Genomic DNA, 14,229 nt, shown 5'->3' on the forward strand with positions numbered 1-14,229 from the left:
GAGTAATACTTGACAAAGTATGGAAATCGAGATAAATTATTCCCCATCCCTAATTACTAATTAGTCTAGCTTTGCGGAGGATAAATTGCATCACATTTTCTTGGCGGGAAATAATATCAGCACCTCCTTCCATCCCTGGTTGTAGATAACATTTATTTTGTCCTTTACCAAGGTATAATGTTTCTGGTTGCATAGTGACTTCGTATCCATTTATGCCATTACTATTGGTTATATTATTGTTTATATTGTTAGTTATATTATTGGTTATAATATTACCAGGCAAAACATCTGGAGAAATATTTTTAACCCTACCCCTGAGAGTGCCATAATCTGGATAAGGACAAGCAGAAACTCGCATTTGAATTTTCTGTCCCACTTGTACTTTATTAATTTCCTGACTCGGTATATAAGCCTTAATTTCTAACGGAACATTGAGCGGAGCAATTTGGGCGATCGCTTGACCAGATTGAACCACTTGTCCAAGATTACGAAGTTTCAATTGTAGCAGTGTTCCAGTAATAGGTGCACGAATTACAGTTTTTTGTAAGTTAATTTCTGTTTGCAGCAAATCCTGACGGTAACGAGTTAGTTGTTTTTGTATTTCTAGCCTTTGTTGTAATAAGTTGCCCAGTTCTTTATTTAAAGCTGCAATAGTCATTTCTCCCCTCACTTGTTCCTGTTTTATGCGTTGTGATGCAATAATCACAGCCGAATTACTGGGATTCATAGTTGTTCTGGCTTTATATAGATTTGTTTGGGCAGTTTTGAAAGCCTGTTGTTTATCATCCCACAGACTTTGGGCATTATTCTTGGCACTTTCTAATTTCGCTCGCGCAGATTTTATTGCCTGTTGTTTTTCTTCTAGAAGACTCGCAGGAATAGCACCAGAACTGGCGATCGCTTGTAGTCTATTTCTTTGAATTATAGCGAGGTTTAAAGCAGTTTCTGCTTCTTGGATAGTAGATTTGAGAATTCCCTGTTTTTCTAGTCGTTGTAGTTGGGATTTGGCAAATTGAAAAGCAATTTCTGCTTGCAATAATTCTGCATTTCCCTTAATCCGTTGATCATCAAAATTACGTTGAGTTCCCATAAATTCCGATTGTGCAGCAAAAATTGTCTGCTCATTTAAATTAGTCTGATCTAGAATTTGGTTACGAATTTCATTGAGCTGAGAGTCAATTTCTAGCAGTTGTAATTGAGATTTTTGAATGCTATCTTCTAATTGTTTCTTTTGGGTTTGTAATTGAGAATCATCAACAAAAGCCATGCTATCTCCTTGACGAACTACTTGATGATTTTGCACTAAAATTCTTTGCACTTCCCCAGAAATAGCTGACTCAACTAATTTGATTTCTCCCACCGGTCTAATAGTACCACTTACTTTAACGGTTGTTTTATAAGTCAGTATAGTTGTTAGAGCTATCCCGACCAAAAAAATAGTCAACATTATCCCCGCACCAATACTAGTCAATCTATGAATTTGAGGGAGAAACTCATTCACTTCAACCGGGTGCAAATGTTCAAAATTTGGATCATCATATCCATTCTCAATACCAGATTGAGAATCTCTTTGATATTGGTATAAAAATTTCACAGTATTTTATGGCAATAATTTACAAATACGCGCCAATACTCAGTAACGTTTAGCAATAGCCATAGATATTTATTGACCAAAGGTCATCTTTGTTAACTCTTATGATTTCCATCTAATAATATAAACATAAGCACTATTGCTCAGGAATTCATAAATCCGAGGATAGACTTTAGAAAGCGAAAGGGAGGAAATGGAGATTCTATTGGTTAGAGAAGTACCTCACTTGTTTGAGATCTGGAGTTTAGACTAAAGAAGTTGGGTTGAGGAATTCCCTAATATTTGATAATAACTGTATATCTCAAGATTATATTCTCCGGTTTAGAATCCATGTTTCCATTGTGGCTGAAAATTGCGATCGCTGCTGGTTGGGTCTTTTTGATCATATTAATTGCTTGGTTAGTCAGTCGGTTTACTCCTAGTCAACCGGAAATCATCCGTAAAATTGTGCATATTGGTAGTGGTAATGTAATTTTATTAGCTTGGTGGTTCCATATTCCTGCTTACGTGGGAATTAGTGCGGCAATTTTAGCTGGTCTAATTAGCGTCATATCATATTTTGTGCCAATTTTGCCTGGAATTAATAGTGTGGGGAGACAAAGTTTAGGCACTTTTTTTTATGCTGTGAGTATTGGAATTTTGGTTGGATATTTCTGGTACTTGCATAAACCAGAGTATGCAGCTTTAGGTATTTTAATTATGACCTGGGGTGATGGACTAGCAGCACTAATTGGACAAAGATTTGGTAAGCACAAGTATTATCTATTTGGCGCGAATAAAAGTTGGGAAGGTTCTTTAACCATGACAGTGGTCAGTTACTTAGTAAGTGTAATTATTTTGTTAGCAACACGGGGAAGTAGTTGGCAAATATGGTTAGTATCAGCGCTAGTATCTATCACTGCCACATTGTTAGAATCCGTTTCCTTTTTGGGGATTGATAATTTAACGGTTCCCATTGGTAGTGCTATTTTGGCCTATGGTTTGACCAGTCAATGATTATGATTTTAACGATATGGTTTTCTCCTTTGGTTAAACGGTGAGAAGCAGTTCACTTTCCTAGGTGAAATATCTGAAAAAACCTCTTGACAAATGCCAAACAATCTGGTGATAATGATCGTTTGTGAAAACTTTACTTTTAATATAATCTCTTGGCTAACGTCATTGTCATAGGTGCTCAGTGGGGCGATGAAGGAAAAGGTAAAATAACCGACCTACTCAGCCGCTCTGCAGATGTGGTGGTACGTTACCAGGGGGGAGTTAATGCCGGTCATACAATAGTGGTGAACGGTCAAACATTTAAGTTGCACTTAATTCCCTCTGGTATATTGTATCCAGATACCGAGTGTATTATCGGCTGTGGGACAGTGATTGATCCACAGGTGTTAATAGGAGAACTCGACAAACTAGAAAAATTAAATATTTCCACGGACAATTTGCGCATATCCCAGACTGCTCACGTTACTATGCCCTATCATAGATTGATTGATCGGGCCTCGGAGGAGCAGAGGGGAAGTCATAAAATTGGCACCACCGGAAGAGGTATTGGTCCAACCTACGCGGATAAGTCAGAACGAACTGGGATCAGAGTTTTAGATCTGATGGATGCTGACGGGTTACGAGAACAGTTGGAATGGACAATAAACTATAAAAACGCAATTTTAGAGAAGTTGTATAATCTTCCTCCCCTGGATCCAGAACAGGTTTTTCAGGAGTATTTGGGTTATGCCAAAAGATTACGTCCTTTTGTGGTTGACACCTCGGTGAGAATATATGACGCGGTGCAAAAACGACGTAATATTCTGTTTGAAGGTGCTCAGGGCACTCTTCTGGATTTAGATCATGGAACCTATCCCTATGTTACCTCTTCCAATCCTGTAGCTGGAGGAGCTTGTGTGGGTACGGGTGTGGGACCAACAATGATAGATCGGGTAATTGGGGTCTCCAAGGCGTATACTACCAGAGTGGGTGAAGGACCATTCCCCACGGAACTCCAGGGGGAAATTGGTGATTTGTTAGCCAGTCGGGGCGCAGAATTTGGCACTACTACGGGAAGAAAACGTCGCTGTGGTTGGTTTGATGCGGTAATTGGACGTTATGCTGTCCGTATTAATGGGATGGATTGTATGGCTATTACTAAACTAGATGTTCTGGATGAGTTGAAGGAAATTAAGGTTTGTGTAGCTTATGAAATTGATGGTCAACGGTGTGAACATTTCCCCACTAGTGCCCGTCAGTTCTCCCGCTGTGTTCCCATATATCAAACCTTACCTGGATGGCAAGTTTCTACTACAGAATGCCGTAGATTAGAGGATTTGCCTAAGCAGGCTTTGGAATATCTGAGATTCCTAGCGGAGTTGATGGAAGTTCCGATCGCGATTGTTTCCCTAGGAGCAAGTCGTGATCAGACTATAATTGTGGAGGATCCAATCCACGGCCCAAAACGGGCTTTATTGCAACCCAATGGTACACCAGTTGCAGTTTAGCAGGAACAGTGATTGGTGATTAATTGATAACTAATTGACAAGTTAAAACTAGTATGGCACTGACAGTAGAATCTCAAAAACGTCCAGAAGGCATTAAACCCAAAGCTTTACGCCGTTCTGGTTTAATCCCCGCCAATTTGTATGGACATAACGGTACTGAGTCAATTTCCTTGGCTGTGGAAGCTAAAACAGTTGACCGCTTACTTAAACAAGCTGCACCTAATAAGACGGAAATTGAACTGAGTATTCCAGATCTTCAATGGACTGGTAAAACTGTTCTGAGGGAAGTTCAAGTTCACCCAGCTAAGGGAACTCCCTATCATTTGAGTTTTTTTGCAGCTAAGAGTTAAGCAGTCTTGAATCCTCGTGCTGCAGGTACGGGGATTCTTGAAAACTAAATATAACTTCAATGGAAACTACAAGTCTTGAAAATTTAGTTGATCAGATGTTACAAGCGGAATTTTATCCTCACCCTGTAACTCAACCTATTCAAGTCATTCAAACTCATATCTCTTGGGTAGTTTTGACAGGCAATTATGTCTATAAGCTGAAGAAATCTGTTAACTTTGGTTTTTTAGATTACTCAACTCTGGATAGGCGCTTACATTTTTGTCAGGAAGAATTACGCTTAAATCAACGTGGTGCCAGTAAGTTATATCTACAAGTTGTACCCATTACCTGGAGTGGTGGAAAATACCATTTGGAGGGAAAGGGTGAAATTGTGGAGTATGCAGTGAAAATGCTTCAATTTCCTGAAGATGCTTTATTTAGTCAGCTACTCTCCCAAGGTAAGTTAAATCAGCTCCATCTACAAGAACTAGGAAGGTTGCTGGCTGACTATCACACTAAATGTCTTACCAATGATTATATCAGTGGTTTTGGTCAAGTAGGGTTAGTGCGGTCAGCTATTGATGAGAATTATATTCAAACATTAAAATATATTCAAAAATATAGTGGTGGACCCCAAACTCAGTCCAGATTTGAAGAAACAAAAGCCTATACAGATAAGTTTTGTCAGCAGTATTCGGAATTATTTGCCAGCAGAATCGCCCACCAACGCATCCGTGAATGTCATGGAGATTTACACTTAGCAAATATTGCTCTGTGGAATGAAGAAATTATCCTTTTTGACTGTATTGAATTTAATGAGACCTTTCGCTTCGTGGATGTTATGTATGATGTGGCATTTACAGTCATGGATCTGGAGACAAAAGGTCGAGAAGATTTAGCAAATACCTTTTTAAATACTTATGTTGAGGAAACCGGAGACTGGGAGGGTTTACAAATACTACCTTTATATTTAACTCGTCAAGCTTATGTCAGAGCTAAGGTAAATTCATTTCTATTAGACGATAAAGCTATAGGGTCAGAAACTAGAGCGATCGCATCCCAAACAGCTGAAAAATATTATCAACAGGCGTGGAAATACACCCAACCCAGACAGGGAGAATTAATATTGATGTGTGGGTTATCTGGTTCTGGTAAAAGTACTACTGGGAGGTATTTAGCTGCTAAACTGGGGGCGGTTCATTTACGTTCTGACGCGGTGCGAAAACATCTGGCGGGTATTTCTCTTAGGGAGCGGGGTAGCAATGAAATATACACTCCAGAAATGACTCAAAAGACCTACAATCGGTTGTTAGTATGGGGAATTACACTGGCTAATCAAGGTTGGTCTGTGATTCTGGATGCTAAATATGATCGTAGGTATTTACGTCAACAGGTAATTGATCAAGCAAATAAACATCAACTACCTGCAAAAATTGTTTACTGTACTGCACCATTAGAGGTGTTAGAGGAACGTATACTACACCGTAGTAATGATATTACTGATGCTACTCCCGAATTATTAGCAAGTCAAGTTGAGCAATACGAAGTATTTACGGAGGAGGAACTACCATACATTATGGTAGTAGATACTACTCAACCTTTGGCTCAACAGATTAGTGGTAAATTTAGATAAGTTAAAGCTAGATGAGAGTGATGAAATTATGGCATCCAACAAAAATATCCTCAGCGAAATACTGTCCACATCACCCAACTTTTTTTCTCAATTCGTGTTTGGGTTTTTATTAGCTGCGATTTCCAGGTTTGCGGGAGCTTCTTTAATTCTATGCGTATTTTTGGGAATTGTGGGTGGTTTAGCTTTAGGTTGGTTCACTATTGCTAACGAGAATAACGAAACAATTCCCAATGTTGCTGCTAATGATGGTATTGATGCTGCGCTGAAATACTGTTTAGTTTTCATGTTTAGTTTTTTGTTTATAGGTTATTCTGCTCCTATTAGTATTTTGTTTGGTTGTCTAGCTGGTTTAGGTGGAGGTTGGATTATTGCTTGGTGGAGAAGCAAGGAATTAACCGTCACTCAAATTCAAGATGATTTAGTAGAGGATGATGATCTTGAACAATCAGATACTAGAGTTACTAAGCGGAAAAAAAGATTACCTGTTCGTCGGTTACGTCGTCCTCCCGGAAGTTTCACTTTTCGATTTTGGGAAAAATAGGTAACTTTTTGCCCAACCTTTGTTAAACCACAATATACCAACTATGTTTTTATATCTTTCTAAACTACTACCGCTGTTTTTTTATCCTTTGGGGTTAGCTAGTATAAGTTTAGTTATTGCCCTGATCACCCTATGGAAACGTCCTAAAATTGCAGCGGGTTGGATTGGGATATCCTTAGCTATAGTAATCATATCTGGTAATGGGTGGGTATCTAAAAGTTTGGTTGCATCCCTGGAATGGCAAAACATCCCCCTGGAAAAAATACCCCAAGCTGAAGCGATTGTGGTTCTGGGTGGTGCTACCAAACCAGCTGCTTGGCCTCGTTCCACAGTAGACTTGAACGAGTCCGGAGACAGGGTAATCTATGCTGCTCAACTCTATGGACAAAAAAAAGCACCTTTGATTATTTTAAGTGGTGGACGTATTGATTGGCGTGGTGGTGGAACACCAGAATCAGCGGATATGGCTACTATTCTCATATCTCTAGGTATTCCTCCAGAAGTAATTATTGAGGAACCAAATTCCTTGAATACTTACGAAAACGCCGTCAATGTCAAGAAAATCCTGGAAAGTCGGGGAATCAAAAAAGTGTTATTGGTAACCTCAGCCATGCACACACCCCGGTCTCTGAAAATTTTTCAACGTCAGGGTGTGGAGGTAATTCCCGCTCCCACGGATTTTATTGTCAGTCGGAGTGACCTAGAAGAACTAATTGCTACTCCTAAGTCCACCATATTAAATTTGTTCCCCAATGCTGACAATTTAAATGATTTTACCAACGCTTTAAAAGAATATATTGGTTACTTAGTCTATGCTCTGCGTGGTTGGTTATAGAATTACTGGTGGATTGACGCTCCCACAATAAACTCCGCATTGCGTAAGGATGAGGTTTTCTGTTATCATCTATTTTATGGCGTGTAACAGTTGAGGTTTAATGACTGATTATTTCCCAAGCAATTTACCGTTAAAATCAATTCCACACAGCAAAAAGACAGTAAACACCCCAATGGTGGAAACTGGAGATAGCAGTGGAAAATTAGCCTTCACCATAGCACAAGCAGCATCAGAACGTAAAGCAGGCGAAATTTTACTGCTCAAGGTAACAGATGTCTCCTACCTGTCCGATTATTTTCTGGTGATGACTGGTTATTCCAGGGTCCAGGTTAGGGCCATCTCCTCTGCTATAGAAGAAAAGGTGCAAACGGAATTACAACGTCGTCCTTTGCGCACAGAAGGAAAAGGGGAAGGTAGTTGGGTGTTACAAGACTATGGGGATGTGATTGTTCACATTATGATGCCCAAGGAACGAGAATTTTATAATTTGGAAGCGTTCTGGAGTCATGCAGAGCATATTCCTTTAGAAAACCCTAAAGACCTTGAGGATGATCCAAATGATAAGATCTTCGGTTGATAATTGTCCAGTTCCCATTGAACAGCAACCGCTCCACGAGTACGAGGAATTAAAAAATTCCTGGTTTTTTGGGGAGAGTACCCTAGGTTCGCGTGGTTACCTGACCAGAATTTTATGGATTTGGGGTTGGTCTTGGTTGATAGCTGGTCCGGTTTCAGCTTCTAGTTTCCCTGTAGAAAAGCATATATTTCATTTTATCCTTTGTGGTACTGCTATTGCTAGTCTAGTGGTGGTTCTGGTACTAATCAGGTTGTATCTAGGTTGGTTCTATATAAAAGACCGCCTTTACAGTGCCACGGTCTTATATGAGGAATCTGGCTGGTATGATGGACAAATATGGCATAAGCCACGGGAAATTATTGATCGAGATCGTTTAATTGTGGCTTATGAAATTAAACCCATTTTGGGACGCTTACAGATGACCTTTGGCGTGGTGGCTATTTTATATTTCACTGGCATTTTGGTCTGGAACCTGTTCTAGTTACCAAATCCGGGGAAGTAATTCTCCCCCGTGACTGATCACAATTACAATTTAGACCCACACTGGGAACAAAAATTATGAGTGGAAGAGTTTTTGGTCCCACAATGGTTACAATACGTTGATTCTACTACTGTGGTTGGTCCTGGTTTGGGTAACCCGAACATTTGGGCATTGCTCTTACCAGGTGCTACCATGGGATAGCAGTTTTCGTCTTTAGTGACATGAACGTTAACCACTACTGGACCCTTATGCTCTAACATTTCTGCTACTTTTTGTGATAACTCTTCTTGTTTAGTAATCACCATGCCCTTAATGCCATAAGCTTGCGCTAAAAGCTCAATATCAGGCATTCCTACTTCCATATTAGAACAGGAGTACCTCTCACCATAGAAGGCCTCTTGCCATTGTCTTACCATTCCTTGCCAACCGTTATTTAAAATTACGGTCTTGACATTTATGCCATATTGTGCTAAGGTTCCCAGTTCTTGTAAACACATTTGGAAACTGGCATCACCACTAATACAAATGACCTCTTCTTCAGGAAAGGCTACTTTGGCTCCCATAGCTGCGGGTACGCCAAAACCCATGGTGCCTAAACCCGCACTAGAAATCCACCGTCTTGGTCCATTTTTGAGGAATTGGGCAGCCCACATTTGATGTTGTCCCACATCGGTGGTGTAAATGGCGTTGGGAGCTTGTTTGCCAATTTCCACTATTACTTCTTGGGGGGAAATGCTATCAGGGTAGTGGGGAACAATGAGAGGGTAATCTTGTTTCCAACGACCAATTAGGTTTAGCCATTCCTGATTGCGATTATGGTGATTGTGATGATTGTTATGACATCGCCTCAATAGGTCTTCTAAGACGTTTTTCACATCCCCAACTATGGGAACTTCCGGAACTCGGTTTTTGCCCACTTCCGCTGGGTCAATATCAATGTGAATTACTTTCGCATGGGAAGCAAATTCATCCAGTTTTCCTGTTACTCTATCATCAAATCTTGCCCCTACACAAATTAGTAGGTCACAGTCTGTTACGGCAAAATTAGCGTATGCAGTTCCGTGCATACCTAACATTCCCAAGGACAGGGGATGATGTTCGTCAAATGCACCAATTCCCATCAGGGTGGTGGTGACTGGGATATTAAATAATTCCGCCAGTTCTTTGATTTCTTTATGGGATCCAGAGGCGATCGCTCCTCCACCGACATACAAGAGTGGTTTGCGACTTTCTGTGATTAGTTGAATAGCGGCATTAATTTGTCTAGGATTGCCCTTAACTGTGGGGCGATATCCCGGTAATTTAACCGAACCTGGTTCCACTGGGGTATAGTCAAATTTTTCCAGGGCTACATCCTTGGGAACGTCTATGAGAACTGGTCCAGGTCTACCCGTACTAGCTAGATGAAAGGCTTCAGCCACAATTCTGGCCATGTCCTTGGGATCCCGCACCACGTAAGAGTGTTTGACTATGGGCAAGGTAATACCATAAATATCTGTCTCTTGGAAAGCATCAGTACCAATAGCGGGTCTGGGTACTTGTCCAGTGACAATTATCATGGGTATGGAGTCCATGTAGGCGGTGGCAATACCTGTTACTAAGTTGGTAGCTCCCGGTCCGGAAGTACCAAAACATACCCCCACCTTGCCCGTTGCACGGGCATAACCATCCGCAGCATGGGAAGCACCTTGTTCATGACGAACTAGAATGTGTTTAATACTACCTGTTTCTTCTACTTTATACAGGTCATCATAAATAGGAAGTATAGCTCCTCCGGGATAACCAAAAATATACTCCACTCCATGACGGAGTAGACTATCCAACAGAGCAAAACCACCGGTTGCTCTTATGGGTTGGGTCCAGGAGTGGGAGATAGGAGCAGACTTGCGCTTTTCAGACTGTGAGGAATTGATTTGAGAAGGCGATCGCACGATTAACCTCAAAATATAACTAAAATTAAGCCTGGATTTTGTATTTAGGATACCATTTTAATTGAAAAACCGACACTTTATTTATTCTCTAGTATTTTGCCAGGTCCACAGGCCAATTATAGCCACAGTGAGACTCATGCCAAACAGAAATAAAGATAAACCCAGAGCATTCACCAGTTTAGTAGTAATTAGTAGGGGGAAGGAAAGGGCAATATTCACGGCGTGATTTTGAAAGCCAAATACCTTCCCGTGCATAGATGGGGGAGTATATTGTTGAATTAGGGTTTGCATGGGCACGTTAACCAGGGATGCTCCTAGACCCAGGAAAACACATAGAAATAAACCCCAGGGAAGGTTATAGGTGAAAATAAACATTCCCAATGCCAATGCCATAAATATAAACCCAATTAGGGGTAAGGGTTGATGATCTAGCTGTTGACTAAAATGCCCAATTATTGCTGCGCCCAGAACCATACCTACACCAGCTGCAGCTACGAAAAAACTAAAATCTGTTTGTTCTAATCTTAGTCTGTTTGCTAGTCTAATGGATAATTCCAGTAAAGATGCAAAAACGCAGTATAGAGCTACAATCTGAACCATAGCATTCCATACCAAGCGGTTTGTCCTGAGATATTGCCAACCCTGTAAAAATTCTGCCACCGGGTTGACTACAGAAGTGTGACGCTGTTCTCGAAACTGGATGGGTAGCATAATAGCAGCAGATAGCAAGTATAATAAACCCACCAGTAGTTCTTTACCAAACTCAATACCAATATGTTCCGCCTCATTTAAAATAGTAGAGCCTAAGGCGTAACCCACTATTAGTGCACCCATCATGGTACTACTAAATAGAGCATTAGCTGCCATCAAGTTCTCTTTTTTGACCATAAGAGGTATGGTAGCTTGTTCCGCTGGGGCAAAAAATTGAGTAACCGAGGAAATACCAAAATTCAGTGCTAATAGAATCCCCAGCTGTCGAGGCAAGAACGCTATACTCAGTGTTAATACACCGCGAATGACATCGGAACCAATCATAATTAACTTCTTGGGCATTCTGTCAACAATTACACCACCAACCGAACCAAAGAATATTGCTGGTAGGGTAAATGCCATATACAGATAAAACCTTCCAGTCCCCGATGATAAATGGGGAGGTAAGTATTTTTTCTCCAATAAATCAATCATTAGTATTAATAATACCTTATCAGCTAACTGGGATATTAGTTGACCAATCCACAGCAGCATAAAATTGCGGTTTTTGACCAGGGCACTAAAGCCTTGATTAATTGCAGTAGGTTCCGTGGGAAACATGAGAATTGTTTGATTGGTGATTGGCGAAAATCAAGACCCAAGGTTTAACCTCCATGGTCGGTTTACTCATAACTTACTATCATAACTTTTTAGCAGCAAATGTAAAAATTCCGTTGCACTCAGGTAGGTTGGACACCCGAAAAACCCTGTGGATAGGTTTTGCCAATAACCTTGCACTTTTCCCGGTGATCCCCACATTGACAAGTGTTCCACTGGTGGATCTGCATAGAAATTATCTTGCTTACTACCCAGAATAGCAGAACTCCAATGGGTAAAATAATCATGACTCAGACGATGAATGGGGAAATTACCACCTACCGGAACCCCCCACCCATCTATAGCTATCAACGCTTTTACATTTCCACCCCGCATTTGCCATTTGATAGCAGCACCCATCGCTCCCACCACACCCGCACTAAACCCAATGAATATCACCGGTAATTCTAACCTATTCCCCAGGCGATCGCCCAGAAACAGTAAAATATGAAATGTTGATAAGGTTAAAATTCCCTCCTCGGGAAATACTAACATGTTATCCATCTGTAGATTGTTGAGATTATTTTCCCCTACAGACCATAAATCCTCGATGAATCTTTGAGTTAATTCCCGCTGATGAATTCCAGGACAGATTACAATTTGCATAACTTCACCCCTCGTCTCCAGTTTTTTGAGAGTATGTATATTTTTATGTGCAACAGTATCCTATCCCCTGGGATAGGATAATAATGGTTGGGGATATAAGTATAGATTGTGATCTTTGGCTTTGATGATTTTTAAAATTGACATCAAAAGTCCCAAGATGATTCCACTAAAATATTGAGGTAATTATTGTGGTTGTAACACCAGAAAAACTACAACATACTCACGACCATCTACCAAACCATGACTCCATAGCGGTATTACTAATGGGTTATGGTGAAGTGGAGAGTTATGAGGATTTTGCTAATTATAATGAACAGGCTTTAAATCTGCTCACTGCCAAATTTGCACCCGTCCCCACTTGGATCTATCCTCCCCTAGCTAAACTTTTGGCATTATTTGACCGTCATGAATGGGGACATACCCATCATGATTTTATTTCTCCTCACAACGCTATTTTTGAAAAGCAGCGAGCAGGGATTGAACACGAATTACAACATAAGTGGGGTAATAAGGTTCAAGTTTTCAAAGCTTTTAACTTTTGCGCTCCCTTTTTGCCTGGACAAGTTTTAGCTGAGATTAAAAATCAAGGCTTTGAAAAAATCTTAATCTATCCCTTATTGGTAGTAGACTCTATTTTTACCAGTGGTATAGCCATTGAACAAGTTAATAACGCTTTAGCAGAATTATCGGATGGAGAACAACATTGGCTCAAGGGAACGCGTTATATTCCGTCATTTTACAATGAGCCAGAATATATAAGTTTAATGGCAAGACTAGTAGAGGAAAAAGTTAGTAGTGATTTGGCGACTAATTATTTACCCTCCCAAATTGGCATTGTACTGCTCAATCATGGTTGTCCACACAAAGCCAAAGGATTCACATCAGGAATTGATGAAAGTCAAATTCTCTATGAGTTAGTCAGGGAGAAATTAATTCACCGTTATCCCTTAATTTCTGTGGGTTGGTTAAACCACGACACACCTCTAATTGAATGGACTCAACCCAATGCTACTCAAGCTGCCAAAAATTTAATTCAATTGGGTGCTAAAGTGATCATATTTATGCCCATTGGTTTTGCCACAGAAAATCATGAAACTCTGTTGGATGTACACCATATAATTCATGATTTAGAGAAACAGTATTCTGGTCTAGACTATGTGCAAATGCCTTGTGTTAATGACCACCCACAATTCTTAAAAATGGCTGCCGGTTGGGCTAACACCCAGATTAGCGAGTTGATGAAGGAAGCAGGACAGGAAGTAAATCTTCAATTGTCCACCCATCATCACCATCACCACTAAGTTGGGAAACGGGGAGATAGGGGATTTGAAAATGCCAGGAACCAGACTTGAACTGGTGACACGAGGATTTTCAGTCCTCTGCTCTACCGACTGAGCTATCCCGGCTAGGTTTGTTTATTGCTCACATTAGATAACCATAACAAAGTTATAGTTATTTGTCAAGGGGGTTTCAAAGAAATTTTTTCATAAGAAAATTGTTGTATAATACCCATAAAATAGCGATCGCCATCTATCTCCTATTACATCCCCACGGAATTTTTTTCAGGGGGAGTTGACTATTGTCTCTTGGACATAATACTCTGACAATGGAAATTTGTGTCTTATATTTAATTCCACTCACTAGTATTTGATATTCACGAGCGATCGCTATTCTTTGTAAGGAGGCACAATTATTTGTAGAATGGGTTACCCATAATGACTCACTACAAAACCAGTCGGTTTTCAACCGACTTAGGCTTTGAGACAATGAATTCCCTGTCTCCCCCACAGACAGTCTCCAGGTAAGGGTTAATTCAACCAATTATGGTTAATCCCGTAGAGATCACTTCGCAATCGCGTTTATATATATCCTGT

At 40.3% G+C, this 14,229-nt stretch carries 14 protein-coding genes and 1 tRNA gene; 9 read left to right on the forward strand and 6 right to left on the reverse strand.

What is annotated here, in order from left to right; all coding sequences use genetic code 11:
* Positions 1-49: 49 nt before the first annotated feature.
* Complete coding sequence (locus ASL19_RS09385) at positions 50-1,594, reverse strand: HlyD family secretion protein (RefSeq protein WP_057178133.1); 1,545 nt, start codon at positions 1,592-1,594, stop codon at positions 50-52.
* 327 nt (positions 1,595-1,921) lie between these two features.
* On the opposite strand from ASL19_RS09385, the gene ASL19_RS09390 reads away from it, so the two are divergent.
* The 8 genes from ASL19_RS09390 to ASL19_RS09425 all read left to right on the forward strand — a co-directional run bounded on the left by ASL19_RS09390 (position 1,922) and on the right by ASL19_RS09425 (position 8,471).
* The gene (locus tag ASL19_RS09390; RefSeq protein ID WP_057178134.1) at positions 1,922-2,587 is read left to right on the forward strand and encodes a diacylglycerol/polyprenol kinase family protein; all 666 of its coding nucleotides are present in this window, start codon (positions 1,922-1,924) and stop codon (positions 2,585-2,587) included.
* A gap of 152 nt (positions 2,588-2,739) precedes the next feature.
* Entirely contained in the window at positions 2,740-4,074 is a 1,335-nt protein-coding gene (locus ASL19_RS09395; RefSeq protein WP_057178135.1) for an adenylosuccinate synthase, read from the forward strand.
* Between the two features lie 53 nt (positions 4,075-4,127).
* On the forward strand, positions 4,128-4,424 hold the full coding sequence (rplY, locus tag ASL19_RS09400) for a 50S ribosomal protein L25 (RefSeq protein ID WP_057178136.1): 297 nt from the start codon (positions 4,128-4,130) through the stop codon (positions 4,422-4,424).
* Between the two features lie 59 nt (positions 4,425-4,483).
* Positions 4,484-6,037, forward strand: coding sequence for a bifunctional aminoglycoside phosphotransferase/ATP-binding protein (locus ASL19_RS09405; RefSeq protein WP_057178137.1), 1,554 nt, complete (start codon positions 4,484-4,486; stop codon positions 6,035-6,037).
* Between the two features lie 28 nt (positions 6,038-6,065).
* The gene (locus ASL19_RS09410) at positions 6,066-6,578 is read left to right on the forward strand and encodes a hypothetical protein (RefSeq protein WP_057178149.1); all 513 of its coding nucleotides are present in this window, start codon (positions 6,066-6,068) and stop codon (positions 6,576-6,578) included.
* A 43-nt stretch (positions 6,579-6,621) separates the two neighbouring features.
* On the forward strand, positions 6,622-7,413 hold the full coding sequence (locus ASL19_RS09415) for a YdcF family protein (protein WP_057178138.1): 792 nt from the start codon (positions 6,622-6,624) through the stop codon (positions 7,411-7,413).
* Positions 7,414-7,513: 100 nt separating this feature from the next.
* Positions 7,514-7,990, forward strand: coding sequence for a ribosome silencing factor (rsfS, locus tag ASL19_RS09420; protein WP_057178139.1), 477 nt, complete (start codon positions 7,514-7,516; stop codon positions 7,988-7,990).
* Complete coding sequence (locus ASL19_RS09425; protein ID WP_057178140.1) at positions 7,971-8,471, forward strand: CGLD27 family protein; 501 nt, start codon at positions 7,971-7,973, stop codon at positions 8,469-8,471. The genes rsfS and ASL19_RS09425 overlap by 20 nt, the downstream gene beginning before the upstream one ends.
* A gap of 44 nt (positions 8,472-8,515) precedes the next feature.
* Here ASL19_RS09425 and ilvB read toward each other — a convergent pair whose 3' ends face one another.
* The 3 genes from ilvB to ASL19_RS09440 all read right to left on the reverse strand — a co-directional run bounded on the left by ilvB (position 8,516) and on the right by ASL19_RS09440 (position 12,355).
* A complete protein-coding gene (gene ilvB, locus ASL19_RS09430; protein WP_006277133.1) occupies positions 8,516-10,402 on the reverse strand; it encodes a biosynthetic-type acetolactate synthase large subunit in 1,887 nt (628 codons plus the stop codon).
* A gap of 81 nt (positions 10,403-10,483) precedes the next feature.
* On the reverse strand, positions 10,484-11,713 hold the full coding sequence (locus ASL19_RS09435; RefSeq protein ID WP_057178141.1) for an MFS transporter: 1,230 nt from the start codon (positions 11,711-11,713) through the stop codon (positions 10,484-10,486).
* A 66-nt stretch (positions 11,714-11,779) separates the two neighbouring features.
* Positions 11,780-12,355: a hypothetical protein gene (locus tag ASL19_RS09440; protein WP_057178142.1), complete on the reverse strand. Its 576-nt coding sequence runs from the start codon at positions 12,353-12,355 to the stop codon at positions 11,780-11,782.
* A gap of 188 nt (positions 12,356-12,543) precedes the next feature.
* On the opposite strand from ASL19_RS09440, the gene ASL19_RS09445 reads away from it, so the two are divergent.
* Positions 12,544-13,656, forward strand: coding sequence for a ferrochelatase (locus ASL19_RS09445; RefSeq protein ID WP_057178143.1), 1,113 nt, complete (start codon positions 12,544-12,546; stop codon positions 13,654-13,656).
* 32 nt (positions 13,657-13,688) lie between these two features.
* On the opposite strand, the gene ASL19_RS09450 is transcribed toward ASL19_RS09445, so the two are convergent.
* Positions 13,689-13,761, reverse strand: a tRNA-Phe gene (locus ASL19_RS09450).
* 124 nt (positions 13,762-13,885) lie between these two features.
* A complete protein-coding gene (locus ASL19_RS17570; RefSeq protein WP_152980421.1) occupies positions 13,886-14,122 on the reverse strand; it encodes a hypothetical protein in 237 nt (78 codons plus the stop codon).
* Positions 14,123-14,229: the final 107 nt, after the last annotated feature.

The organism is Cylindrospermopsis sp. CR12, assembly GCF_001432185.1.
Classification (GTDB): domain Bacteria; phylum Cyanobacteriota; class Cyanobacteriia; order Cyanobacteriales; family Nostocaceae; genus Raphidiopsis; species Raphidiopsis raciborskii.